The organism is Pseudomonas sp. X10 (assembly GCF_054889225.1).
Genome location: NZ_CM142677.1, coordinates 567573 through 592345 on the forward strand (window position 1 = coordinate 567573; position 24773 = coordinate 592345).

The 24773-nt window shown below is 57.3% G+C and carries 18 protein-coding genes, 6 tRNA genes and 3 rRNA genes; 23 read left to right on the forward strand and 4 right to left on the reverse strand.

Annotated features, from left to right (window positions below):
- Complete coding sequence (locus ACYU03_RS02610; protein WP_461887990.1) at positions 1 to 948, reverse strand: NAD(P)H-dependent flavin oxidoreductase; 948 nt, start codon at positions 946 to 948, stop codon at positions 1 to 3.
- 28 nt (positions 949 to 976) lie between these two features.
- A complete protein-coding gene (hemJ, locus tag ACYU03_RS02615; protein WP_461887991.1) occupies positions 977 to 1402 on the reverse strand; it encodes a protoporphyrinogen oxidase HemJ in 426 nt (141 codons plus the stop codon).
- Positions 1403 to 1544: 142 nt separating this feature from the next.
- Between hemJ and argC the strand changes: the two genes are divergently transcribed.
- The gene (gene argC / locus ACYU03_RS02620) at positions 1545 to 2579 is read left to right on the forward strand and encodes an N-acetyl-gamma-glutamyl-phosphate reductase (protein ID WP_461887992.1); all 1035 of its coding nucleotides are present in this window, start codon (positions 1545 to 1547) and stop codon (positions 2577 to 2579) included.
- Between the two features lie 162 nt (positions 2580 to 2741).
- Positions 2742 to 3092 (forward strand): iron-sulfur cluster insertion protein ErpA, encoded by a 351-nt coding sequence (erpA, locus tag ACYU03_RS02625; RefSeq protein ID WP_461887993.1) that lies wholly within the window; start codon positions 2742 to 2744, stop codon positions 3090 to 3092.
- 63 nt (positions 3093 to 3155) lie between these two features.
- On the opposite strand, the gene ACYU03_RS02630 is transcribed toward erpA, so the two are convergent.
- Together ACYU03_RS02630 and ACYU03_RS02635 are read right to left on the reverse strand one after the other, a co-directional pair.
- Positions 3156 to 4250: an anhydro-N-acetylmuramic acid kinase gene (locus ACYU03_RS02630; protein ID WP_461887994.1), complete on the reverse strand. Its 1095-nt coding sequence runs from the start codon at positions 4248 to 4250 to the stop codon at positions 3156 to 3158.
- A 3-nt stretch (positions 4251 to 4253) separates the two neighbouring features.
- Positions 4254 to 5666 (reverse strand): peptidoglycan DD-metalloendopeptidase family protein, encoded by a 1413-nt coding sequence (locus ACYU03_RS02635; protein ID WP_461887995.1) that lies wholly within the window; start codon positions 5664 to 5666, stop codon positions 4254 to 4256.
- A gap of 211 nt (positions 5667 to 5877) precedes the next feature.
- On the opposite strand from ACYU03_RS02635, the gene tyrS reads away from it, so the two are divergent.
- The 21 genes from tyrS (at position 5878) to rpoB (ending at position 24720) form a co-directional block, all read left to right on the forward strand.
- Entirely contained in the window at positions 5878 to 7077 is a 1200-nt protein-coding gene (gene tyrS, locus ACYU03_RS02640; protein WP_461887996.1) for a tyrosine--tRNA ligase, read from the forward strand.
- A gap of 561 nt (positions 7078 to 7638) precedes the next feature.
- Positions 7639 to 9175 (forward strand): 16S ribosomal RNA (locus ACYU03_RS02645).
- Positions 9176 to 9261: 86 nt separating this feature from the next.
- A tRNA-Ile gene (locus ACYU03_RS02650) sits at positions 9262 to 9338 on the forward strand.
- A 27-nt stretch (positions 9339 to 9365) separates the two neighbouring features.
- Positions 9366 to 9441, forward strand: a tRNA-Ala gene (locus ACYU03_RS02655).
- 236 nt (positions 9442 to 9677) lie between these two features.
- Positions 9678 to 12568: ribosomal RNA gene (locus tag ACYU03_RS02660) — 23S ribosomal RNA — on the forward strand.
- Positions 12569 to 12698: 130 nt separating this feature from the next.
- A 5S ribosomal RNA gene (gene rrf / locus ACYU03_RS02665) occupies positions 12699 to 12814 on the forward strand.
- Together the 16S, 23S and 5S rRNA genes with 2 tRNA genes alongside form the textbook arrangement of a ribosomal RNA operon.
- Positions 12815 to 13107: 293 nt before the next feature.
- Complete coding sequence (gene birA / locus ACYU03_RS02670) at positions 13108 to 14067, forward strand: bifunctional biotin--[acetyl-CoA-carboxylase] ligase/biotin operon repressor BirA (RefSeq protein ID WP_461887997.1); 960 nt, start codon at positions 13108 to 13110, stop codon at positions 14065 to 14067.
- Positions 14057 to 14806, forward strand: a complete 750-nt coding sequence (locus ACYU03_RS02675) for a pantothenate kinase (RefSeq protein WP_461887998.1) — start codon at positions 14057 to 14059, stop codon at positions 14804 to 14806. Before birA ends, ACYU03_RS02675 begins: the two co-directional genes overlap by 11 nt.
- Positions 14807 to 14813: 7 nt before the next feature.
- Positions 14814 to 15239, forward strand: coding sequence for a hypothetical protein (locus ACYU03_RS02680; RefSeq protein ID WP_461887999.1), 426 nt, complete (start codon positions 14814 to 14816; stop codon positions 15237 to 15239).
- Positions 15240 to 15383: 144 nt separating this feature from the next.
- Positions 15384 to 15468, forward strand: a tRNA-Tyr gene (locus ACYU03_RS02685).
- 23 nt (positions 15469 to 15491) lie between these two features.
- Positions 15492 to 15565: transfer RNA gene (locus ACYU03_RS02690), tRNA-Gly, on the forward strand.
- A gap of 28 nt (positions 15566 to 15593) precedes the next feature.
- A tRNA-Thr gene (locus ACYU03_RS02695) sits at positions 15594 to 15669 on the forward strand.
- Between the two features lie 84 nt (positions 15670 to 15753).
- Entirely contained in the window at positions 15754 to 16947 is a 1194-nt protein-coding gene (gene tuf / locus ACYU03_RS02700) for an elongation factor Tu (RefSeq protein WP_461888000.1), read from the forward strand.
- A gap of 55 nt (positions 16948 to 17002) precedes the next feature.
- Positions 17003 to 17078 (forward strand) — tRNA-Trp (locus ACYU03_RS02705).
- Positions 17079 to 17122: 44 nt separating this feature from the next.
- On the forward strand, positions 17123 to 17491 hold the full coding sequence (secE, locus tag ACYU03_RS02710) for a preprotein translocase subunit SecE (protein ID WP_461888001.1): 369 nt from the start codon (positions 17123 to 17125) through the stop codon (positions 17489 to 17491).
- A 9-nt stretch (positions 17492 to 17500) separates the two neighbouring features.
- Positions 17501 to 18034 carry a transcription termination/antitermination protein NusG gene (gene nusG / locus ACYU03_RS02715; protein WP_003255501.1) on the forward strand — a complete coding sequence of 178 codons (534 nt, stop codon included), beginning with the start codon at positions 17501 to 17503 and terminating at the stop codon, positions 18032 to 18034.
- Between the two features lie 119 nt (positions 18035 to 18153).
- Positions 18154 to 18585: a 50S ribosomal protein L11 gene (gene rplK, locus ACYU03_RS02720; RefSeq protein WP_461888002.1), complete on the forward strand. Its 432-nt coding sequence runs from the start codon at positions 18154 to 18156 to the stop codon at positions 18583 to 18585.
- Complete coding sequence (gene rplA / locus ACYU03_RS02725) at positions 18585 to 19280, forward strand: 50S ribosomal protein L1 (RefSeq protein ID WP_461888003.1); 696 nt, start codon at positions 18585 to 18587, stop codon at positions 19278 to 19280. The genes rplK and rplA overlap by 1 nt, the downstream gene beginning before the upstream one ends.
- Positions 19281 to 19478: 198 nt before the next feature.
- Complete coding sequence (rplJ, locus tag ACYU03_RS02730) at positions 19479 to 19979, forward strand: 50S ribosomal protein L10 (protein ID WP_461888004.1); 501 nt, start codon at positions 19479 to 19481, stop codon at positions 19977 to 19979.
- 80 nt (positions 19980 to 20059) lie between these two features.
- Positions 20060 to 20428, forward strand: a complete 369-nt coding sequence (gene rplL, locus ACYU03_RS02735; RefSeq protein ID WP_461888005.1) for a 50S ribosomal protein L7/L12 — start codon at positions 20060 to 20062, stop codon at positions 20426 to 20428.
- A 218-nt stretch (positions 20429 to 20646) separates the two neighbouring features.
- Positions 20647 to 24720: a DNA-directed RNA polymerase subunit beta gene (gene rpoB, locus ACYU03_RS02740; protein WP_461888006.1), complete on the forward strand. Its 4074-nt coding sequence runs from the start codon at positions 20647 to 20649 to the stop codon at positions 24718 to 24720.
- Positions 24721 to 24773 lie beyond the last annotated feature (53 nt).

Here is a 24773-nt window from a genome sequence, read left to right on the forward strand (position 1 = left end):
TCAAGCGTGCAGCTGGCGGCTGCGCTCCAGCGCTGCCAAGTATTCGCTGTGCAAGCGATCGATCAGTGAGCCGGCGCTGGGCAGGTCGTCGATGCCGCCGACACCCTGGCCGGCGGACCAGACTGTTTTCCAGGCCTTGGCTTCATCGTCCAGGGGCTTGAGGCGACTCTGTTCATGGCTGGTTTTCAGTGCCGACATGTCATAACCGGCCTGCTCCAGGCTCTGGCGCAGGAAACTGGCAGGAACGCCGGAAACAGCCGGGGTATGAATGATGTCAGCGGCATGGGCATCCAGCAGCATCTGCTTGTAGGCCGCCGGGGCCTGGCTTTCTTGCGTGGCGATAAAGCGGGTACCCATGTAGGCCAGGTCGACGCCGAGCAACTGTGCGCTGAGGATCTCGTGGCCATGATTCAGGCAGCCGGCCAGCAGCAGGGTCTTGTCGAAGAACTGGCGGATCTCGGCCACCAAGGCGAAAGGGCTCCAGGTCCCGGCATGGCCACCGGCGCCGGCGGCCACGGCGATCAAGCCGTCGACACCGGCTTCGGCAGCCTTCTCGGCGTGACGGCGTGTGGTGACATCGTGGAAGACCAGGCCACCATAGCTGTGCACGGCATCGACCACTTCCTTGACCGCGCCCAGGCTGGTGATGACGATCGGCACCCGGTGTTCGACGCAGAGCGCCAGGTCGGCCTGCAGGCGCGGGTTGCTCGGGTGTACGATCAGGTTGACCGCATAGGGTGCGGGTGTTTCAAGGGCTGCCAGGCCGCTGTCGATTTCCTCGAGCCAGGCCTTGAAGCCTGCGCTGTCCCGTTGGTTCAACGCCGGGAAGCTGCCGACCACGCCATTGCCGCAGCAGGCCAGTACCAATTGCGGATTGGAGATCAGGAACATCGGTGCCGCCACCAAGGGGAGATGAAGGCGCTTTTCGAGCAGGACGGGCAATGGCATGGCAGGGCTCCTGGCAGGATGGATATCGCTAGAACGGTTTGACCACCACGAGAATTACGATGCCCAGCAGGATCACCACTGGCACTTCGTTGAACCAGCGGTAGTAGACATGGCTACGTTTGTTCTCGCCGCGGGCGAAGCGCTTGAGTTGGGCGCCACACATGTGATGGTAGCCGGTCAGCAGGACGATCAGCGTGAGCTTGGCGTGCATCCAGCCCTGGCTGAGGAAGCCCGGGGTCAGGCTCAGCAGCCAGATGCCGAAGACGAAGGTGGCGATCATCGCAGGGCCCATGATGCCGCGGTACAGCTTGCGCTCCATGGTGACGAAGCGTTCCTGACTGATGCTGTCCTGGCTCTGGGCATGGTAGACGAACAGGCGCGGCAGGTAGAACAGCCCGGCAAACCAGCAGACCACGCTGACGATATGCAGAGCTTTGATCCAGAGATAAAGCATGGAGGGAGTTCCTTCAGGTTTTCACGGTCGTCAGATAGTAGAGGCGAAGGGCCCGAGGGGTCATCTCAAGAGTTGTTACAGGCGTCTCGCGCCCCTATTATCGTGCGCTTTCCAGTCGGTTCGTTGATAAGGGGCAAGCGTTATGATCAAGGTCGGTATCGTCGGCGGTACGGGTTACACCGGAGTCGAGCTGCTGCGTCTTCTGGCACAGCATCCACAGGCCGAAGTGGCGGTCATCACTTCGCGCTCCGAGGCCGGCGTGGCGGTTGCCGACATGTACCCGAATCTGCGCGGCCACTACGACGGCCTGGCCTTCAGCGTTCCGGACAGCAAGACCCTGGCGGCCTGCGATGTGGTCTTCTTCGCCACCCCGCACGGCGTCGCCCACGCCTTGGCCGGTGAGCTGCTGGCTGCCGGGACCAAGATCATCGACCTGTCCGCCGATTTCCGTCTGCAGGACGCCGTCGAGTGGGGCAAGTGGTACGGCCAACCCCATGGCGCGCCGGAGCTGCTCAAGGACGCGGTCTACGGCCTGCCCGAAGTCAACCGGGAGAAGATCCGCCAGGCACGTCTTATCGCTGTGCCTGGCTGCTACCCGACCGCCACCCAACTGGGCTTCCTGCCACTGCTTGAGGCTGGGCTGGCCGACTCTTCGCGCCTGATCGCTGACTGCAAGTCAGGTGTCAGCGGCGCCGGCCGTGGCGCATCGGTTGGCTCGCTGTTCTGTGAAGCGGGCGAGAGCATGAAAGCCTATGCGGTCAAGGGGCATCGCCACCTGCCAGAAATCAGCCAGGGTCTGCGTCTGGCTGCCGGCCAGGACATCGGCCTGACCTTCGTGCCACACCTGACCCCGATGATCCGTGGTATCCACGCGACGCTCTACGCTACCGTCGCCGACACGTCGGTCGACTTGCAGGCGCTGTTCGAGAAGCGCTACGCCGATGAGCCGTTCGTCGATGTGATGCCGGCTGGCAGCCACCCGGAAACCCGAAGTGTGCGGGGGGCCAATGTCTGCCGTATCGCCGTGCACCGGCCGCAGGGCGGTGACCTGGTCGTGGTACTGTCGGTGATCGACAATCTGGTCAAGGGCGCGTCCGGCCAGGCCGTGCAGAACCTGAACATCCTCTTCGGCCTGGATGAGCGCATGGGCCTGTCCCATGCCGGCCTGTTGCCTTAAGAGGGGGCGTTTCAAGTCGTAAGTGGGCCATATGCGACCTGCTTGCGGCTTGCGGCTTGGGGCTTGCAACTTGCCGCTTTCGTATTGTTGACCGATTTTCTCGGAGAAGCGGATAATGCGCGTCATCACGTTTTATGGCGGCACAGCGCCGGGAGAGTCAACATGAGCGTCGAAACCTTTACCCCTGAGGCTTTGCGGTTTACCCAGGGGGCTGCGCACAAGGTGAAGACCCTGGTCGATGAAGAAGGCAATGATCGTCTGAAGTTGCGAGTATTCGTGACAGGCGGTGGTTGTTCGGGTTTCCAGTATGGCTTCACCTTCGATGAAGATGTGGCCGAGGACGACACTGTGGTCGAGCGCGAAGGCGTGGCCCTGGTAGTCGATCCGATGAGCTTCCAGTATTTGGCCGGTGCCGAGGTGGATTACCAGGAAGGCTTGGAAGGCTCGCGTTTCGTGATCAAGAACCCGAACGCCACCACGACTTGCGGGTGTGGCTCGTCGTTCTCTATCTGATCTAGGGGCTTTGGCAAGACAAACGCCGCGCATTTGCGCGGCGTTTTGCATTCCAGGCCGGGGTCAGGCCGGATAGATGGCGCCCAGTACGCGCAGGCCTTTCGCTCCCGTGACGCTGGGGCGGTTGCCAGGGATCTGCTCCAGGCAGCAATGGGCCAGCCAGGCAAAGGCCATGGCTTCGACCCAGTCGGGGTCTACGCCATGGGCCGCAGTGCTGGTGACCCGGGCCTCGGGCAGGAGGTCGCCCAGGCGTCGCATCAATGCGCCGTTGCGTGCCCCGCCACCACACACCAGCAATGTCTCCGTATCTTCCTGGGCGTTCTGCAAGGCCCCGATGATACTGCGTGCGGTCAGTTCCAGCAGGGTGGCTTGAACATCTTCGTCGCGATACGCCGATAATACGCCCAGGTGCCTATCAATCCATGACAGGTTGAACACCTCGCGACCGGTGCTTTTCGGACCAGTGCCGGCAAAGAACGGGTCGGCCAGCATTGAGTTCAGCAGCGTCTCGTTTACCTTGCCACTGGCGGCCCAGGCGCCATCGGCATCGAACTGCTGACCGCGTTTGCGTTCGATCCAGGCGTCGAGTAGCACGTTGCCGGGGCCGCAGTCGAAACCATGCACAGGCTTGTCTTGTTCGATCAGACTAAGGTTGCTGAAACCACCGACGTTGAGTACGGCCAGGCGCTGGCCTAGGTGAGCGAACAATGCTTCGTGAAAGGCCGGCACCAGAGGCGCGCCTTGACCGCCTGCGGCGACGTCGCGGCGGCGGAAGTCACTGACCACGCTGATGCCGGTCAGTTCTGCGAGTAACGCGGGATTGCCGATCTGCACGGTAAAGCCGAGTGCCGGCTCGTGACGAATAGTCTGGCCATGGCTACCGATGGCGCGGATGGCACTGGCATCCAGCCGTTGGCTGGCCAGTAGCTGGCGGGTGCCTTCGGCCGCCAGGGTTGCCCACTGGTTTTCGGCCAGCGAGGCGCGGGTGATTTCGTCCGGACCGCTGGCGCAGAGGGCCAGCAGGTCACGGCGCAGGGGCGCAGGCATTGGGGTGTAATGGGTGGCGAGCAGCCGGAGCTGCTCGGTGGTGTGTTCGATCAGGGCAATGTCCAGGCCGTCGAGGCTGGTTCCGGACATCACCCCCAGGTAGAGCGCCACTGCTTAGCGCTTGTTCGACGCGAGCATGGTGGCCTTTTCCTGGTCCATGCGGGCGAGCAGGGGCTTGCTCTGCTGCAGGAAGCGCTGGCGCTCGGCCTTGGCGATCGGGTCGGCCATTGGCAGCTTCTGGCCCAGCGGGTCGACGTGCACGCCATTGATCTGGAACTCATAGTGCAGGTGCGGACCGGTAGAAAGGCCTGTAGTACCGATGTAGCCAATAATCTGGCCCTGCTTGACCGTGCCGCCGGTCCTGATGCCCTTGGCGAAACCTTGCATGTGACCGTAGAGGGTCTTGTAGGTGTTGCCGTGCTGGATGATCACGGTATTGCCATAACCGCCGCGACGCCCGGCCAGCAGAACCTTGCCGTCACCTGCCGCCTTGATCGGCGTGCCGCGTGGCGCGGCGTAATCGACGCCCTTGTGGGCGCGGATCTTGTTCAGGATCGGATGCTTGCGGCCGTTCGAGAAGCGCGAGCTGATGCGGGCGAAGTCCACCGGGGTACGGATGAACGCCTTACGCATGCTGTTGCCGTCAGCGGTGTAGTAGCTGGTGTTGCCTTGCTTGTTGGTATAGCGGACGGCAGTGTAGGTCTTGCCGCGGTTGGTGAAACGGGCGGAAAGGATGTTGCCAGTACCGACCACTTTGCCATCCATGACCTTCTGTTCGTAGACCACATCGAAATCATCACCCTGGCGGATATCCTGGGCGAAGTCGATGTCGTAGCCGAAGATACGAGCCATATCCATGCTCAGCCCGTGAGGCAGTCCGGCGCGCTGGGCGGAGGCCGAGAAGGAGCTCTTGATGGTGCCGTGGGCATAGGCAGTGCGGACCAGCGGTTTGCTGATCTCTCGATTGAAGGCATAGCCCTTGTCGTTTTTGGTCAGGCGGATGGTTTCGAGGTTGCTGACCTTGCTGTGCAGGCTGGTCAGTTGACCGTCCTTGTCCAGCTCGAATTGCAGCACCTGCCCATGCTTGAGCTGGCTGAACTGCTTGGCTTGCTTGCTGCTGGCCAGCACCTCATGGACCACATTGGCTGGCAGGCCGACTTTGGCGAACAGGGTGGACAGCGTGTCGCCACGGGCAACAGTCACTTCGCGATGGCCGGGAAGCGTTTCGGCCTTTTCTGGTACGGGCTCGGCCTGGGAGGCTTGTTCGGTGGCTGGCTCGGCATTTTCTATCTGGGCGAAAGGCGAGCCTTCGCTCTCCTGGGATTGGACCAGGGGGGCAGATTTGGATTCGTCTTTCAGTTGATCGGCCGAGCTTTCGAACTCCAGGCTCAGAGTCGTTTTCTTGGCTTCGACATCGCTGGAAGGGAATACCAGCAAGGCCAGGCTGAGAAGGGCGGCGATGCCGCTGGCGGCCAACAGATGGCTCTTCGGATAAAGCGGTGGCGCTTTAGGAGGTTCGTTGGTCATAGGAAAAGTGACTTTGAAAAAGTGAAATGGAAAAGATGAATGACATGATGAAGATGAAATAACTGTATAAAATATAACCAAATCCATTTCAGCGCAAGGGCGGCAGACGTCTGCAGGTAGCCTTCGGGTCACATCCCAGGCAAAAACTTGTATTTGGTGGCTGATCTTGTATGGTTGGGTCCCTTTGAATCTGAGCCTTGCGGGTCTGTGTATGAAGTCGGTTGAAGAGCAGCTGGCGCTTATCAAGCGCGGTGCGGAAGAGGTACTGGTCGAGTCGGAGTTGGCGGAAAAGCTCAAGCGTGGTCAGCCGCTGCGTATCAAGGCGGGTTTCGACCCGACTGCGCCGGACCTGCACCTTGGGCATACCGTGCTGATCAACAAGTTGCGCCAGTTCCAGGATCTGGGGCATCAGGTGATCTTCCTGATCGGTGACTTCACCGGAATGATCGGTGACCCGAGCGGCAAAAGTGCTACGCGTCCGCCGCTGACCCGTGAGCAGGTGCTGGAAAACGCTGAGACCTATAAGCAGCAGGTGTTCAAGATTCTCGACCCGGCCAAGACCGAGGTCGCTTTCAACTCCACCTGGATGGATAAGCTGACCCCTGCCGACTTCATCCGCCTGGCTTCCCAGTACACCGTGGCGCGCATGCTCGAGCGCGACGACTTCGATAAGCGTTACACCAGCAACCAGCCGATCGCTATCCATGAGTTTCTCTACCCGCTGGTGCAGGGTTATGACTCGGTAGCGCTCAAGGCGGATGTCGAATTGGGAGGGACCGACCAGAAGTTCAACCTCCTGATGGGTCGTGAGCTTCAGCGCGCCTATGGGCAGGAGGCACAGAATGTCGTGACCATGCCGCTGCTCGAAGGTCTCGATGGTGTGAAGAAGATGTCCAAGTCGTTGGGCAACTATGTCGGTATTCAGGAAGCGCCCGGCGTGATGTACAGCAAGCTGGTATCGATCCCGGACACTTTGATGTGGCGTTACTTCGAGCTGCTCAGTTTTCGCTCGATGGATGAGATCAACGAATTCCGCGCCGATGTCGAGAAGGGGGCCAATCCCCGTGACATCAAGATCAAGCTGGCCGAAGAGATTGTTGCGCGCTTCCATGGTGAGGAGGCCGCGGCCAATGCGCATCGCGCTGCCGGCAATCGGATGAAGGATGGCGAGCTGCCAGAGGACCTGCCGGAGGTCGAGCTGTCTGCGGCTGAGGAGATGCCTATTGCGGCGATACTCAACAAGGCGGCGCTGGTGAAGAACTCGGCGGCGGCGCGTGATTTGCTGGCGGCGGGTAGCGTGAAGGTCGACGGTGAGGTGGTGGATCGTGGCTTCATGTTTGCGATTGGCGCTACCCACGTGTGCCAGGCGGGCAAGAAGGCCTTTGCCCGTATCACGCTGAAAGCGGAGTAAGCCTATATAGAGGAAGGCGGGGAGGCCGATAGGCCTCCCCGCTTTGTTTTAAAGGAATATGAAGGTTTCTTGAAATTAAGGGTTGACGGGCTTTCGAATCCCCTTATAATGCGCCCCACTTCCGACGCAGTCGAAACGGAAAACTCCTTGAGATTCATATAGTTAGAAGTTTCAGGTAGTATCGGAAGGGCTTCGATCGAGAGGTTGGCAGCGGTGAAAAAGGCAGTTGACAGCAGGTTTTAACGCTGTATGATTCGCCTCCCGCTACGAGCGATCGCAGCGAGTCAAGTGGTTGAAGTTGAACGGCTTTTTAGCAAAAGACTTCGAAATAAACGCTTGACAGGTTTTGAGGAAAGCGTAGAATGCGCGCCTCGGTTGAGTCGAAAGGCTCCTGACCAAACGCTCTTTAACAATCGAATCAAGCAATTCGTGTGGGTGCTTGTGAGTACGGACTGATAGTCAAAAAGATTATCAGCATCACAAGTGGCCATATGAGAAATCACATAGTCATTTGAGATTGCTGAGCCAAGTTTAGGGTTTCTTAAAAACCCAAGCAGTATTGAACTGAAGAGTTTGATCATGGCTCAGATTGAACGCTGGCGGCAGGCCTAACACATGCAAGTCGAGCGGATGAAGTGAGCTTGCTCATGGATTCAGCGGCGGACGGGTGAGTAATGCCTAGGAATCTGCCTGGTAGTGGGGGACAACGTTTCGAAAGGAACGCTAATACCGCATACGTCCTACGGGAGAAAGCAGGGGACCTTCGGGCCTTGCGCTATCAGATGAGCCTAGGTCGGATTAGCTAGTTGGTGGGGTAATGGCTCACCAAGGCGACGATCCGTAACTGGTCTGAGAGGATGATCAGTCACACTGGAACTGAGACACGGTCCAGACTCCTACGGGAGGCAGCAGTGGGGAATATTGGACAATGGGCGAAAGCCTGATCCAGCCATGCCGCGTGTGTGAAGAAGGTCTTCGGATTGTAAAGCACTTTAAGTTGGGAGGAAGGGCAGTAAGCGAATACCTTGCTGTTTTGACGTTACCGACAGAATAAGCACCGGCTAACTCTGTGCCAGCAGCCGCGGTAATACAGAGGGTGCAAGCGTTAATCGGAATTACTGGGCGTAAAGCGCGCGTAGGTGGTTCGTTAAGTTGGATGTGAAAGCCCCGGGCTCAACCTGGGAACTGCATCCAAAACTGGCGAGCTAGAGTATGGTAGAGGGTGGTGGAATTTCCTGTGTAGCGGTGAAATGCGTAGATATAGGAAGGAACACCAGTGGCGAAGGCGACCACCTGGACCGATACTGACACTGAGGTGCGAAAGCGTGGGGAGCAAACAGGATTAGATACCCTGGTAGTCCACGCCGTAAACGATGTCAACTAGCCGTTGGGGTCCTTGAGACTTTAGTGGCGCAGCTAACGCATTAAGTTGACCGCCTGGGGAGTACGGCCGCAAGGTTAAAACTCAAATGAATTGACGGGGGCCCGCACAAGCGGTGGAGCATGTGGTTTAATTCGAAGCAACGCGAAGAACCTTACCAGGCCTTGACATGCAGAGAACTTTCCAGAGATGGATTGGTGCCTTCGGGAACTCTGACACAGGTGCTGCATGGCTGTCGTCAGCTCGTGTCGTGAGATGTTGGGTTAAGTCCCGTAACGAGCGCAACCCTTGTCCTTAGTTACCAGCACGTAATGGTGGGCACTCTAAGGAGACTGCCGGTGACAAACCGGAGGAAGGTGGGGATGACGTCAAGTCATCATGGCCCTTACGGCCTGGGCTACACACGTGCTACAATGGTCGGTACAGAGGGTTGCCAAGCCGCGAGGTGGAGCTAATCTCACAAAACCGATCGTAGTCCGGATCGCAGTCTGCAACTCGACTGCGTGAAGTCGGAATCGCTAGTAATCGCGAATCAGAATGTCGCGGTGAATACGTTCCCGGGCCTTGTACACACCGCCCGTCACACCATGGGAGTGGGTTGCACCAGAAGTAGCTAGTCTAACCTTCGGGAGGACGGTTACCACGGTGTGATTCATGACTGGGGTGAAGTCGTAACAAGGTAGCCGTAGGGGAACCTGCGGCTGGATCACCTCCTTAATCGACGACATCAGCCGGCTGATGAGCACCCACACGAATTGCTTGATTCATTGAACGAAGACGATGTAGTAACGCGACCCTGTTATAGGTCTGTAGCTCAGTTGGTTAGAGCGCACCCCTGATAAGGGTGAGGTCGGCAGTTCAAATCTGCCCAGACCTACCAATTGCTTGTGGTGCAACCTGTACATACGGGGCCATAGCTCAGCTGGGAGAGCGCCTGCCTTGCACGCAGGAGGTCAGCGGTTCGATCCCGCTTGGCTCCACCACTCTTGCAGTTACCCTGCAGAACTTAGAAATGAGCATTCGTGCTGAATGTTGATTTCTGACTTTTGTCAGATCGTTCTTTAAAAATTCGGATATGTGATAGAAAGATAGACTGTGAACCACTTTCACTGGTGGTGAACAGGCTAAGGTAAAATTTGTGAGTTGCTCTCATGAGCAAGCATGCGAATTTTCGGCGAATGTCGTCTTCACAGTATAACCAGATTGCTTGGGGTTATATGGTCAAGTGAAGAAGCGCATACGGTGGATGCCTTGGCAGTCAGAGGCGATGAAAGACGTGGTAGCCTGCGATAAGCTTCGGGGAGTCGGCAAACAGACTTTGATCCGGAGATCTCTGAATGGGGGAACCCACTCAGCACAAGCTGAGTATCTTGTACTGAATACATAGGTGCAAGAGGCGAACCAGGGGAACTGAAACATCTAAGTACCCTGAGGAAAAGAAATCAACCGAGATTCCCTTAGTAGTGGCGAGCGAACGGGGATTAGCCCTTAAGTGGCTTTGAGATTAGCGGAACGCTCTGGAAAGTGCGGCCATAGTGGGTGATAGCCCTGTACGCGAAAATCTCTTAGTCATGAAATCGAGTAGGACGGAGCACGAGAAACTTTGTCTGAACATGGGGGGACCATCCTCCAAGGCTAAATACTACTGACTGACCGATAGTGAACCAGTACCGTGAGGGAAAGGCGAAAAGAACCCCGGAGAGGGGAGTGAAATAGAACCTGAAACCGTATGCGTACAAGCAGTGGGAGCCTACTTTGTTAGGTGACTGCGTACCTTTTGTATAATGGGTCAGCGACTTATATTCAGTGGCGAGCTTAACCGAATAGGGGAGGCGTAGCGAAAGCGAGTCTTAATAGGGCGTTTAGTCGCTGGGTATAGACCCGAAACCGGGCGATCTATCCATGGGCAGGTTGAAGGTTAGGTAACACTGACTGGAGGACCGAACCGACTACCGTTGAAAAGTTAGCGGATGACCTGTGGATCGGAGTGAAAGGCTAATCAAGCTCGGAGATAGCTGGTTCTCCTCGAAAGCTATTTAGGTAGCGCCTCATGTATCACTCCAGGGGGTAGAGCACTGTTTCGGCTAGGGGGTCATCCCGACTTACCAAACCGATGCAAACTCCGAATACCTGGAAGTGCCGAGCATGGGAGACACACGGCGGGTGCTAACGTCCGTCGTGAAAAGGGAAACAACCCAGACCGTCAGCTAAGGTCCCAAAGTCATGGTTAAGTGGGAAACGATGTGGGAAGGCTTAGACAGCTAGGAGGTTGGCTTAGAAGCAGCCATCCTTTAAAGAAAGCGTAATAGCTCACTAGTCGAGTCGGCCTGCGCGGAAGATGTAACGGGGCTCAAACCATGCACCGAAGCTACGGGTATCACTTAGGTGATGCGGTAGAGGAGCGTTCTGTAAGCCTGTGAAGGTGAGTTGAGAAGCTTGCTGGAGGTATCAGAAGTGCGAATGCTGACATGAGTAACGACAATGGGTGTGAAAAACACCCACGCCGAAAGACCAAGGTTTCCTGCGCAACGTTAATCGACGCAGGGTTAGTCGGTCCCTAAGGCGAGGCTGAAAAGCGTAGTCGATGGAAAACAGGTTAATATTCCTGTACTTCCGGTTATTGCGATGGAGGGACGGAGAAGGCTAGGCCAGCTTGGCGTTGGTTGTCCAAGTTTAAGGTGGTAGGCCGAGATCTTAGGTAAATCCGGGATCTCAAGGCCGAGAGCTGATGACGAGTTGCCTTTAGGCGACGAAGTGGTTGATGCCATGCTTCCAAGAAAAGCTTCTAAGCTTCAGATAACCGGGAACCGTACCCCAAACCGACACAGGTGGTTGGGTAGAGAATACCAAGGCGCTTGAGAGAACTCGGGTGAAGGAACTAGGCAAAATGGCACCGTAACTTCGGGAGAAGGTGCGCCGGTGAGGGTGAAGGACTTGCTCCGTAAGCCCATGCCGGTCGAAGATACCAGGCCGCTGCGACTGTTTATTAAAAACACAGCACTCTGCAAACACGAAAGTGGACGTATAGGGTGTGACGCCTGCCCGGTGCCGGAAGGTTAATTGATGGGGTTAGCTAACGCGAAGCTCTTGATCGAAGCCCCGGTAAACGGCGGCCGTAACTATAACGGTCCTAAGGTAGCGAAATTCCTTGTCGGGTAAGTTCCGACCTGCACGAATGGCGTAACGATGGCGGCGCTGTCTCCACCCGAGACTCAGTGAAATTGAAATCGCTGTGAAGATGCAGTGTATCCGCGGCTAGACGGAAAGACCCCGTGAACCTTTACTATAGCTTTGCACTGGACTTTGAATTTGCTTGTGTAGGATAGGTGGGAGGCTTTGAAGCGTGGACGCCAGTTCGCGTGGAGCCATCCTTGAAATACCACCCTGGCAACTTTGAGGTTCTAACTCAGGTCCGTCATCCGGATCGAGGACAGTGTATGGTGGGTAGTTTGACTGGGGCGGTCTCCTCCCAAAGAGTAACGGAGGAGTACGAAGGTGCGCTCAGACCGGTCGGAAATCGGTCGCAGAGTATAAAGGCAAAAGCGCGCTTGACTGCGAGACAGACACGTCGAGCAGGTACGAAAGTAGGTCTTAGTGATCCGGTGGTTCTGTATGGAAGGGCCATCGCTCAACGGATAAAAGGTACTCCGGGGATAACAGGCTGATACCGCCCAAGAGTTCATATCGACGGCGGTGTTTGGCACCTCGATGTCGGCTCATCACATCCTGGGGCTGAAGCCGGTCCCAAGGGTATGGCTGTTCGCCATTTAAAGTGGTACGCGAGCTGGGTTTAGAACGTCGTGAGACAGTTCGGTCCCTATCTGCCGTGGACGTTTGAGATTTGAGAGGGGCTGCTCCTAGTACGAGAGGACCGGAGTGGACGAACCTCTGGTGTTCCGGTTGTCACGCCAGTGGCATTGCCGGGTAGCTATGTTCGGAAGAGATAACCGCTGAAAGCATCTAAGCGGGAAACTTGCCTCAAGATGAGATCTCACTGGAGCCTTGAGCTCCCTGAAGGGCCGTCGAAGACTACGACGTTGATAGGTCGGGTGTGTAAGCGCTGTGAGGCGTTGAGCTAACCGATACTAATTGCCCGTGAGGCTTGACCATATAACACCCAAGCAATTTGCTGACGCAGATGGCGGTGGTGAAGACGCAACAGCCGAAGATTCGCAAGACCACAAATGCACATATCCGAATTGACTGGAGTGTCCAACAGGACGTTCTGGTAACAGAATTTCTTGACGACCATAGAGCATTGGAACCACCTGATCCCATCCCGAACTCAGCAGTGAAACGATGCATCGCCGATGGTAGTGTGGGGTTTCCCCATGTGAGAGTAGGTCATCGTCAAGATTCATTTCGCAAAACCCCTATCTGCGCGAGCAGGTAGGGGTTTTGTCTTTTCCGGGGTTTGAAGGGCAGGGCTGCACCCTCAGCTGCCGAGCTGGTCTGTCTCTGTGGGAGCGGCCTTGTGTCGCGATGGGCTGCGCAGCGGCCCCCTAGCAGGACATAAAAGCCTCGCGGCCCTGTCCATGGTCCGGTGGCGTAGAGCTCGCCCTACATTGGTTCTCCACTCAAACCCCTTTTCCTATGCAATGCTTCGACGCGTGGCTATCATGCCAGCCTTATTCTGAGTCGAGACTGGCATGCTGAAGTTGTTGAATCTCCTCAAGGATGGTCGGTTTCATTCCGGGCAGGCCCTGGGGGCTGCTCTGGGGGTGAGTCGCAGCGCCGTGTGGAAGCAGCTGCAGCACCTGGAAAGCGAATTGAATCTGCCTATCCATAAGGTGCGCGGCCGTGGCTATCAATTGGCTACGCCATTGACCCTGCTTGAGTCGGCGGCAATCGCTGAATGCTCGTCGGGTGAGTCGTGGCCCGTGTTCATCCATGAAACCATCGACTCCACCAATGCTCAGGCTTTGCGTTGCATTGCCGAAGGACGGGTTGCGCCTTTCTTGGTACTTGCCGAGCGACAAAGTGCCGGGCGCGGGCGTCGTGGGCGGCAGTGGGTCAGTCCTTTTGCCGAGAATCTCTATTACAGCCTGGTCTTGCGCATCGAAGGTGGCATGCGCCAGCTCGAAGGCTTGAGCCTGGTTGTCGGTCTTGCTGTCATGCGTACGCTGCAATCCTTCGGGGTAGTGGGTGGCGGCTTGAAATGGCCTAACGACGTGCTGGTCAAGGACCAGAAGATCGCCGGTATTCTCCTGGAGCTGGTTGGGGACCCGGCGGATGTCTGTCATGTCGTGTTGGGCATCGGTATCAACGTCAACATGCAGGTCAATGGGCAGGTGGACCAGCAGTGGACCTCGATGCGCCGCGAAGTGGGTGCGACAATAGATCGCAATCGGTTGGTCGCATCGCTCAATCAGCAGCTGCAGCATGAGTTGATGCGTCATCGTCGCTACGGTTTTGCCGCCTTCCAGGAGGAGTGGGAGCAAGCCCATCTCTGGCAGGGGCGTCCTGTTTCGCTGATTGCAGGCAGCAATCGAATCGACGGTGTGGTGCTGGGAGTGGATGGGCAAGGCGGCTTGCGTCTTGATATCGAGGGTGTAGAAAAGAGCTTCAGCGGTGGAGAGCTCAGTTTGAGGTTGCGTGATGATTCTTGAGCTCGATTGCGGTAACAGCTTTATTAAGTGGCGGGTGATCCATGTGGCTGATGCCACGATCGTGGGTGGGGGGATTGTCGATTCGGACCAAGCGCTTCTGGCTGCGGTCGAGGCGCTTTCTGCGGTTCGGTTGACGGGTTGTCGCCTAGTCAGCGTTCGCAGTGAGGAAGAAACGACTGCGCTTTGTGCCCTGCTTCAAGCGGGTTTTGGTGTTATCGCACGGGTTGCCGAACCTGTTGCTGAAATGGCCGGTGTGCGCAACGGCTACGAGGACTTCCAGCGCCTGGGGATGGATCGTTGGTTGGCTGCCCTGGGTGGGTATCACCTGGCGAAGGGGGCGTGCCTGGTCATGGATTTCGGTACGGCGGCGAAGGCCGATTTCGTTGCTGCTGATGGCCAGCACCTGGGTGGCTATATCTGCCCGGGCATGCCTTTGATGCGCAGTCAGTTGCGCACCCATACCCGTCGCATCCGCTACGATGATGCTTCTGCTGAGCGGGCCTTGGCCAGTCTTGTGCCGGGGCGCTCCACGGTTGAGGCGGTCGAGCGTGGGTGCGTATTGATGCTGCAAGGGTTCGCGCGGGTTCAGATTGAGCAGGCGCAGGCACTATGGGGAGAGGACTTCACGGTATTTCTCACTGGAGGGGATGCTCCCTTGGTGGGTCATGCTTTTCTGCAGGCCCGGGTAGTGCCGGACTTGGTGTTTGTCGGCCTGGCCATGGCTTGTCCTCTGGACTGAGGTGTCTATGCGTTGGTTGTTTTTGTTGTTGGTGGTGCTCAATGTCGTCTATTACGTCTGGCACCAACAGGAAGCGCCGCTCAAGGCCAAGGAGGTCACCCCGCTTTCCCTCTACAAAGGCAGTCAGCAGGAGATTCGCCTGCTTCGTGAAACAGGGGCTGCAGCGCCCGCTCGGCGACGTGACGAGTGCCTAGTCGTTGGGGGGCTGGCTACCCGGGAGCAGCTCAATGCGCTACGCCAGCGTCTGATCAGCCTAGATGTGGCGACGGCGCCGCTTTCCGGGCGGCTACCTGGTGCTGATGGCTTATGGCTGAAAGTTGCGCCGCAAAGCGAGCGTTTGTTGGATGAAGTGCTGCTTGGGACACTTTCCAGGGATTTCAAAGACTTAAAGCATAAAATTATTTTGTGCGAGGGTATTGCAACTGGCGAATAGCTTGATAGAATGGCGCCCGCTTCACAGGGATAGCCACTTGGCGGTGACCCAGTAAGCAGCTGTCAAGTGAGCTAACCTCAAGATTTTAAATGAGAAAAAGCTTGACAGTAGGACGGCAAGAGTTGAAAATGCCGCCCACGTTCAGGAGGGGTTCCCGAGCGGCCAAAGGGATCAGACTGTAAATCTGACGTCTACGACTTCGAAGGTTCGAATCCTTCCCCCTCCACCAGTTTAGCGAGAGCCGCAAGCTCCGCGGGTATAGTTTAGTGGTAGAACCTCAGCCTTCCAAGCTGATGATGCGGGTTCGATTCCCGCTACCCGCTCCAGGTTTGCTGTTTTTGCAGAAAGAGTTTCGCTCTTGTAGCTCAGTTGGTAGAGCACACCCTTGGTAAGGGTGAGGTCAGCGGTTCAAGTCCGCTCAAGAGCTCCATATGACAAGGCAGATATGAAAATATCTGCCTTTGTTTTAATGGTGGTAGTGACTTGTTTATTTCTTCTGCGGAGGATTGTCTCGATGGCTAAGGAAAAGTTCGAACGTAACAAGCCGCACGTTAACGTCGGCACCATCGGTCACGTTGACCATGGTAAGACCACGCTGACCGCTGCGCTGACTCGCGTCTGCTCCGAGGTTTTCGGTTCCGCCCGCGTTGACTTCGACAAGATCGACAGCGCCCCAGAAGAAAAAGCTCGTGGTATCACCATCAACACCGCTCACGTAGAGTACGACTCGAACGTCCGTCACTACGCGCACGTTGACTGTCCGGGCCACGCCGACTACGTCAAGAATATGATCACTGGTGCTGCCCAGATGGACGGCGCGATCCTGGTCTGCTCGGCTGCCGATGGTCCGATGCCACAAACCCGTGAGCACATCCTGCTGTCCCGTCAGGTTGGCGTTCCGTACATCGTTGTCTTCCTGAACAAGGCTGACATGGTTGACGACGCTGAGCTGCTGGAACTGGTTGAGATGGAAGTTCGCGACCTGCTGTCGACCTACGACTTCCCAGGTGACGACACTCCGATCATCATCGGCTCGGCCCTGATGGCCCTGAACGGCGAAGACGACAACGAGCTGGGCACCACCGCTGTCAAGCGTCTGGTTGAAACCCTGGACAGCTACATTCCAGAGCCAGTTCGTGCAATCGACCTGCCGTTCCTGATGCCGATCGAAGACGTGTTCTCGATCTCCGGCCGTGGTACTGTTGTTACCGGCCGTGTTGAGCGTGGCATCGTCCGCATCCAGGAAGAAGTCGAGATCGTTGGCCTGCGTCCAACCACCAAGACTACCTGCACCGGCGTTGAAATGTTCCGCAAGCTGCTGGACGAAGGTCGTGCTGGCGAGAACTGCGGCGTTCTGCTGCGTGGTACCAAGCGTGACGACGTTGAGCGTGGTCAGGTTCTGGCCAAGCCAGGTTCGGTTAAGCCGCACACCAAGTTCACCGCAGAAGTCTACGTTCTGTCGAAGGAAGAAGGCGGTCGTCACACTCCGTTCTTCAAAGGCTACCGTCCTCAGTTCTACTTCCGTACCACTGACGTGACCGGTTCGTGCGAACTGCCGGAAGGCGTTGAAATGGTAATGCCAGGTGACAACATCCAGATGGAAGTCACTCTGATCAAGACCATTGCAATGGAAGAAGGTCTGCGTTTCGCCATCCGTGAAGGCGGTCGTACCGTCGGCGCCGGCGTCGTAGCCAAAATTATTGAATAAGTAGTTGATTTCTCTCAATCAGGTCGGCATAATGGCCGGCCTGATACAGCGTTATAGGTCAGTAGCTCAATTGGCAGAGCGACGGTCTCCAAAACCGTAGGTTGGGGGTTCGATTCCCTCCTGACCTGCCATTCACCTCGGTGTGATTGGCTTTCTTCTCACAGGATCCTCCTCGATGACTCCCAAGACTGAAGCCCAAGAATCGCGTTTTGATCTGTTCAAGTGGCTGGTTGTTGTTGCACTGGTAGTCGTTGGCGTAGTGGGTAACCAATACTACTCCGCCGCACCAATCCTGTACCGTGTGCTCGCACTGCTTGCTCTCGCTGCTGTCGCTGGCTTTGTTGCCCTGCAGACTGCCAAAGGCAAGTCGTTCTTTGTGCTGGCGAAGGAAGCTCGTGCCGAGATCCGTAAAGTCGTGTGGCCAACCCGCCAAGAGACCACTCAAACCACGCTGATCGTAGTGGCGGTTGTTCTGGTTATGGCGTTGCTGTTGTGGGGTCTTGACTCCCTGCTCGGCTGGTTGGTTTCCTTGATTGTTGGCTAAGGGTGTCCCGTGGCTAAGCGTTGGTACGTTGTGCATGCTTACTCGGGTTACGAGAAGCATGTTATGCGCTCGCTGATTGAGCGCGTTAAGCTGGCTGGCATGGAAGACGGTTTTGGCGAGATTCTGGTTCCGACCGAAGAAGTGGTCGAGATGCGTAATGGCCAGAAGCGCAAAAGCGAACGTAAGTTCTTCCCAGGTTATGTGCTGGTTCAGATGGAAATGAACGAAGGGACTTGGCACTTGGTCAAGGATACCCCTCGCGTCATGGGTTTCATTGGTGGTACCGCAGACAAGCCTGCGCCGATCACCGATAAAGAGGCAGAGGCCATTCTGCGTCGCGTAGCCGACGGCAGTGACAAGCCGAAGCCGAAAACGCTGTTCGAGCCGGGTGAAGTGGTTCGCGTCATTGACGGTCCATTTGCTGACTTCAATGGCAGTGTTGAAGAAGTTAACTACGAAAAGAGCCGGCTCCAAGTGGCGGTGCTCATTTTCGGTCGCTCTACTCCGGTGGAGCTCGAGTTCAGCCAGGTCGAAAAGGTCTAGCGGAACGAAGCATCCCATACCCCGCAGCCCTATGTGCTGCGGGGTTTTGTCGTCACTGGGATAAAACGCAAGTCATCCGGGGAGCCTTCTGGCGTTCGTACCCGATTTTGGAGTAGCTCATGGCTAAGAAGATTCAGGCTTACATCAAGCTGCAAGTTAAGGCCGGCCAGGCCAACCCAAGCCCACCCGTTGGTCCAGCACTGGGTCAGCACGGTGTGAACATCATGGAATTCTGCAAGGCCTTCAACGCCCGTACTCAGGGTCAAGAACCAGGTCTGCCGACTCCAGTGATCATCACTGTTTACAGTGACCGCAGCTTCACTTTCGAAACCAAGAGCACCCCTGCTTCGGTCCTGCTGAAGAAAGCAGCTGGCCTGACCAGCGGTTCTGCGCGTCCGAACACCGTCAAGGTGGGTACTGTGACCCGTGCTCAGCTGGAAGAGATCGCCAAGACCAAGAATGCCGATCTGACTGCCGCTGATCTGGATGCAGCCGTGCGTACCATCGCCGGTTCTGCTCGCAGCATGGGCCTCAACGTGGAGGGTGTGTAATGGCTAAGCTGACTAAGCGCCAAAAGGCCATTGCTTCGAAAGTCGAAGCGGGCAAAGTCTACAACTTCGAAGAAGCCGCTGTGCTGCTGGCTGAACTGTCCGCTGTGAAGTTCACCGAGTCCTTCGACGTTGCTGTCAACCTCGGCGTTGACCCACGTAAATCCGACCAGGTTGTTCGTAGCGCTACCGTGCTGCCTCACGGCACTGGCAAAACCGTACGTGTTGCCGTCTTCACCCAGGGTCCAGCTGCTGAGGCCGCTCTGGCTGCCGGCGCTGACCGTGTAGGTATGGACGATCTGGCTGCCGAAATGAAAGGCGGCGACCTGAACTACGACGTCGTCATCGCATCGCCTGATGCCATGCGTGTTGTCGGCCAGTTGGGCCAGGTTCTGGGTCCGCGTGGCCTGATGCCTAACCCGAAGGTTGGTACCGTAACTCCAGACGTAGCCGGCGCTGTCAAAAACGCCAAGGCTGGTCAGGTTCGCTACCGTACCGACAAGAACGGCATCATCCACACCTCCGTCGGTAAAGTCGGTTTCGAAGCCGTCAAGCTGAAGGAAAACGTTGAGGCCCTGATCGCTGATCTGAAGCGTATCAAGCCAGCTTCCTCGAAAGGTATCTACGTCAAGCGCGTTACCCTGAGCACCACCATGGGCCCAGGTCTGGTCATCGATCAGAGCTCGCTGGACGCGTAAGACCATGCCGGCGCGCCTTGTGCGCGTCGGTTGCAAAAATTGGGGTCCCTGCCTGGCGGGGGCTGTCCAAGACCGTAGGCGGCGAAAGCCTTAAACCTCAAGCCTACGCAGATGGTGCTCCCGATTCGTTACCGAATCAGACACCAAAACGACATCTGGCTCCGGTCGGATGAAACGGTAAAAACCAGGAGTAAACCCGTGGCAATTAAACTCGAAGACAAGAAGGCCATCGTCGCTGAAGTCAACGAGGCTGCCAAAGTCGCTCTGTCCGCTGTCGTGGCTGATGCCCGTGGTGTGACTGTAGGCGCAATGACCGGACTCCGTAAAGAGGCCCGCGAAGCTGGCGTTTACGTACGTGTCGTACGTAACACCCTGCTCAAGCGCGCTGTTGAAGGCACCGATTACTCGGTCCTGAACGACGCGTTCAAAGGCCCGACCCTGATTGCATTCTCCAACGAACACCCGGGCGCTGCTGCTCGTCTGTTCAAAGAGTTCGCCAAGGGTCAGGACAAGTTCGAGATCAAGGCAGCTGCGTTCGAGGGCAAGTTCCTCGCAGCAAACGAGATCGACGTGTTGGCATCGCTGCCGACCCGCGACGAAGCCATTGCAAGGCTGATGAGCGTCATCCAAGGCGCTACCAGCAAGCTGGCTCGTACTCTGGCGGCCATTCGCGACCAGAAAGAAGCTACTGCTGCCTAAGGCTGCATAAGCGCTTTCAAAATCATATGTTTAATTTGATGGCTGCGTAGGCTGTCACCCCAATACAGGAATTCATAGTCATGTCTCTGACTAACGAGCAAATCATCGAAGCGATCGGCCAGAAAACCGTTCTGGAAGTTGTTGAGCTGATCAAAGCGATGGAAGAAACCTTCGGCGTTACCGCTGCTGTTGCCGCTGCCGGCCCAGCTGCTGGTCCAGCTGCTGCTGTTGAAGAGCAAACCGAGTTCAACGTTGTTCTGACCGCCGCTGGCGACAAGAAAGTCAACGTGATCAAGGCCGTTCGCGAAATCACCGGTCTGGGCCTGAAAGAAGCCAAAGAGAAAGTTGACGGCGCTCCTGCTGTCATCGCTGAAGGCGTTTCGAAAGAAGCCGCTGAAGACGCGAAGAAGAAACTGGAAGAAGCAGGCGCTGCTGTCGAGCTGAAGTAATCTCGACCTTGCGACTCCAGCCCGAGCGTTGAGCAAACGGCTGATGGCTGGTGGCTTTTGCCACCGGCCTTTTTCCGTTATTGGTGGCCGATCAGGTCGGCCCCGATAACGTGCTGCAACCACCTAGAGGGTGGCGCAAACCAAGGGGTTTGCACGATTTTCTGGCTGCTCCCGTCGGGAGGAGCCAAACAAGCAGGTGACCAAGCTGGGGAACGCTGATGGCTTACTCATACACTGAGAAAAAACGTATCCGCAAGGACTTTAGCAAGTTGCCGGACGTCATGGATGTGCCTTACCTCCTGGCCATCCAGCTGGATTCGTATCGTGAATTCTTGCAGGCGGGAGCGACCAAGGATCAGTTCCGCGACGTCGGCCTGCACGCGGCCTTCAAATCGGTCTTCCCGATCATCAGCTACTCCGGCAATGCTGCCTTGGAGTACGTTGGCTATCGTCTGGGCGAGCCGGCTTTCGACGTCAAGGAATGCGTCCTGCGTGGCGTGACCTTCGCCGTGCCGCTGCGGGTGAAAGTCCGCCTGATCATCTTCGACAAGGAGTCGTCGAACAAAGCGATCAAGGACATCAAAGAGCAAGAAGTCTACATGGGTGAAATCCCCCTGATGACTGAAAACGGTACCTTCGTAATCAATGGTACCGAGCGTGTTATCGTTTCCCAGCTGCACCGTTCGCCAGGTGTGTTCTTCGACCACGACCGTGGCAAGACCCACAGCTCCGGCAAGCTGCTGTATTCGGCACGCATCATTCCTTACCGTGGCTCCTGGCTGGACTTCGAGTTCGACCCGAAGGACTGCGTGTTCGTCCGTATCGACCGTCGTCGCAAGCTGCCGGCCTCGGTACTGCTGCGCGCCCTGGGCTACAGCACCGAAGAGGTTCTGGACGCCTTCTACACCACCAACGTGTTCCATGTCTCCGGCGAGAAGCTGAGCCTGGAGCTGGTGCCTCAGCGTCTGCGTGGTGAAGTCGCGGTCATGGACATCCATGATGGCAGTGGCAAGGTTATCGTCGAGCAGGGGCGTCGTATCACCGCCCGCCACATCAACCAGCTGGAAAAAGCTGGCGTGAAGCAGCTGGACGTTCCGATGGAATACGTCCTGGGTCGCACCACGGCCAAGGCCATCGTGCATCCGGCCACCGGCGAGATCCTGGCCGAGTGCAATACCGAGCTGACCACCGAGCTGTTGGTCAAGATCGCCAAGGCTCAGGTTGTCCGCATCGAGACCCTGTACACCAACGACATCGACTGCGGTCCGTTCATCTCGGATACCCTGAAGATCGACTCCACCAGCAATCAGCTGGAAGCGTTGGTCGAGATCTATCGCATGATGCGTCCAGGCGAGCCGCCAACCAAGGATGCCGCCGAGACCCTGTTCAACAACCTGTTCTTCAGTGCCGAGCGCTACGACCTGTCCGCCGTGGGCCGCATGAAGTTCAACCGTCGTATCGGTCGCACCGAGATCGAAGGTTCGGGCGTGCTGAGCCGGGAAGACATCGTCGAGGTCCTGAAGACCCTGGTCGATATCCGTAACGGTAAGGGCATCGTCGACGACATCGACCACCTGGGTAACCGCCGTGTACGTTGCGTCGGCGAGATGGCCGAGAACCAGTTCCGCGTTGGTCTGGTGCGCGTCGAGCGCGCGGTCAAAGAGCGTCTGTCCATGGCCGAAAGCGAAGGCCTGATGCCGCAGGATCTGATCAACGCCAAGCCGGTTGCGGCGGCGGTGAAGGAGTTCTTCGGTTCCAGCCAGCTTTCCCAGTTCATGGACCAGAACAACCCGCTTTCTGAGATCACCCACAAGCGCCGTGTTTCCGCACTCGGTCCTGGCGGTCTGACCCGTGAGCGTGCAGGCTTCGAAGTCCGTGACGTACACCCGACCCACTACGGGCGCGTGTGCCCGATCGAGACCCCTGAAGGTCCGAACATCGGTCTGATCAACTCCCTGGCGGCCTATGCCCGCACCAACCAGTACGGTTTCCTGGAGAGCCCGTACCGTGTTGTGAAAGAGGGTGTGGTTACCGACGACATCGTGTTCCTGTCGGCGATCGAAGAGGCTGATCACGTCATCGCCCAGGCTTCGGCCGCGATGAACGAGAAGAAGCAGTTGGTCGACGAGCTGGTTGCCGTCCGTCACCTGAACGAGTTCACCGTCAAGGCGCCGGAAGACGTCACCTTGATGGACGTTTCGCCGAAGCAGGTTGTTTCCGTCGCTGCCTCGCTGATCCCGTTCCTCGAGCACGACGACGCCAACCGTGCGTTGATGGGTTCGAACATGCAGCGTCAGGCTGTACCAACCCTGCGCGCCGACAAGCCGCTGGTCGGTACCGGCATGGAGCGCAACGTTGCTCGTGACTCCGGTGTCTGTGTCGTGGCGCGCCGCGGTGGTGTGATCGACTCCGTGGATGCCAGCCGTATCGTCGTTCGTGTTGCCGATGATGAGGTCGAGACCGGCGAGGCGGGTGTCGACATCTATAACCTGACCAAGTACACCCGCTCCAACCAGAACACCTGCATCAACCAGCGTCCGCTGGTGAACAAGGGTGATGTGGTTCAGCGTGGTGACATCATGGCCGACGGCCCATCCACCGATATGGGTGAGCTGGCCCTGGGTCAGAACATGCGCATCGCGTTCATGGCGTGGAACGGTTTCAACTTCGAAGACTCCATCTGCCTGTCCGAGCGTGTGGTTCAGGAAGATCGCTTCACCACGATCCACATTCAGGAACTGACCTGTGTGGCTCGTGACACCAAGCTTGGCCCAGAGGAAATCACTGCGGATATCCCGAACGTCGGTGAAGCCGCACTGAACAAGCTGGACGAAGCCGGTATCGTCTATGTGGGTGCCGAAGTTGGCGCTGGCGACATCCTGGTCGGTAAGGTCACGCCAAAAGGCGAAACCCAGCTGACCCCGGAAGAGAAACTGCTGCGTGCGATCTTCGGTGAGAAGGCCAGCGACGTTAAGGACACCTCCCTGCGCGTGCCGACTGGCACCAAGGGTACTGTCATCGACGTACAGGTATTCACCCGTGATGGCGTAGAGCGCGACAGTCGCGCGCTGTCCATCGAGAAGATGCAGTTGGACGAGATCCGTAAGGACCTCAACGAAGAGTTCCGCATCGTCGAAGGCGCGACCTTCGAGCGTCTGCGCAGCGCCCTGAACGGCCAGGTGGTCGATGGTGGCGCGGGCCTGAAGAAAGGCACCGTGATCACTGACGAAGTCCTGAGCGGTCTGGAGCACGGTCAGTGGTTCAAACTGCGCATGGCCGAAGATGCTCTGAACGAGCAGTTGGAAAAGGCTCAAGCCTACATCGTCGACCGCCGTCGTCTGCTGGACGACAAGTTCGAAGACAAGAAGCGCAAGCTGCAGCAGGGCGACGACCTGGCACCGGGCGTACTGAAGATCGTCAAGGTCTACCTGGCAATCCGCCGTCGCATCCAGCCGGGCGACAAGATGGCCGGCCGTCACGGTAACAAAGGTGTGGTTTCGGTGATCATGCCGGTCGAAGACATGCCGCACGACGCCAACGGTACTCCGGTCGATGTGGTTCTGAACCCGCTGGGCGTACCTTCGCGTATGAACGTCGGTCAGATCCTTGAAACCCACCTGGGCCTCGCGGCCAAGGGCTTGGGCGAGAAGATCAATCGCATGCTCGAAGAGCAGCGCAAGGCCGCTGAGCTGCGTACCTTCCTGACCGAGATCTACAACGAGATCGGTGGCCGCCAGGAGAACCTGGAAGAGTTCACAGACCAGGAGATCCTGGACCTGGCGAACAACCTCAAGGGCGGTGTGCCGATGGCGACCCCTGTCTTCGATGGTGCCAAGGAGCGTGAGATCAAGGCCATGCTGAAGCTGGCCGACATGCCAGAGAGCGGCCAGATGGTGCTGTTCGATGGTCGTACCGGCAACAAGTTCGAGCGTCCGGTGACCGTTGGTTACATGTATATGCTCAAGCTGAACCACTTGGTGGACGACAAGATGCACGCGCGTTCCACTGGTTCTTACAGCCTGGTTACCCAGCAGCCGCTGGGTGGTAAGGCGCAGTTCGGTGGTCAGCGTTTCGGGGAGATGGAAGTGTGGGCGCTGGAAGCATACGGCGCGGCATACACCCTGCAAGAAATGCTCACAGTGAAGTCGGACGATGTGAACGGTCGGACCAAGATGTACAAGAACATCGTGGACGGCGATCACCGTATGGAGCCGGGCATGCCCGAGTCCTTCAACGTGTTGATCAAAGAAATCCGTTCGCTCGGTATCGATATCGATCTGGAAACCGAATAACACGTGACGCGAATCGGGAGCGGGGCTGATACAGCCCGCTCCTTGCTCCGCCA

What these genes read in the sequence shown, in the direction of transcription:
- ACYU03_RS02610 (WP_461887990.1), bottom strand. Translation starts at nt 948, where the DNA reads ATGCCATTGCCCGTCCTGCTCGAAAAGCGCCTTCATCTCCCCTTGGTG.
- hemJ (WP_461887991.1), bottom strand. Translation starts at nt 1,402, where the DNA reads ATGCTTTATCTCTGGATCAAAGCTCTGCATATCGTCAGCGTGGTCTGC.
- argC (WP_461887992.1), top strand. Translation starts at nt 1,545, where the DNA reads ATGATCAAGGTCGGTATCGTCGGCGGTACGGGTTACACCGGAGTCGAG.
- erpA (WP_461887993.1), top strand. Translation starts at nt 2,742, where the DNA reads ATGAGCGTCGAAACCTTTACCCCTGAGGCTTTGCGGTTTACCCAGGGG.
- ACYU03_RS02635 (WP_461887995.1), bottom strand. Translation starts at nt 5,666, where the DNA reads ATGACCAACGAACCTCCTAAAGCGCCACCGCTTTATCCGAAGAGCCAT.
- tyrS (WP_461887996.1), top strand. Translation starts at nt 5,878, where the DNA reads ATGAAGTCGGTTGAAGAGCAGCTGGCGCTTATCAAGCGCGGTGCGGAA.
- birA (WP_461887997.1), top strand. Translation starts at nt 13,108, where the DNA reads ATGCTGAAGTTGTTGAATCTCCTCAAGGATGGTCGGTTTCATTCCGGG.
- ACYU03_RS02675 (WP_461887998.1), top strand. Translation starts at nt 14,057, where the DNA reads ATGATTCTTGAGCTCGATTGCGGTAACAGCTTTATTAAGTGGCGGGTG.
- ACYU03_RS02680 (WP_461887999.1), top strand. Translation starts at nt 14,814, where the DNA reads ATGCGTTGGTTGTTTTTGTTGTTGGTGGTGCTCAATGTCGTCTATTAC.
- tuf (WP_461888000.1), top strand. Translation starts at nt 15,754, where the DNA reads ATGGCTAAGGAAAAGTTCGAACGTAACAAGCCGCACGTTAACGTCGGC.
- secE (WP_461888001.1), top strand. Translation starts at nt 17,123, where the DNA reads ATGACTCCCAAGACTGAAGCCCAAGAATCGCGTTTTGATCTGTTCAAG.
- rplK (WP_461888002.1), top strand. Translation starts at nt 18,154, where the DNA reads ATGGCTAAGAAGATTCAGGCTTACATCAAGCTGCAAGTTAAGGCCGGC.
- rplA (WP_461888003.1), top strand. Translation starts at nt 18,585, where the DNA reads ATGGCTAAGCTGACTAAGCGCCAAAAGGCCATTGCTTCGAAAGTCGAA.
- rplL (WP_461888005.1), top strand. Translation starts at nt 20,060, where the DNA reads ATGTCTCTGACTAACGAGCAAATCATCGAAGCGATCGGCCAGAAAACC.
- rpoB (WP_461888006.1), top strand. Translation starts at nt 20,647, where the DNA reads ATGGCTTACTCATACACTGAGAAAAAACGTATCCGCAAGGACTTTAGC.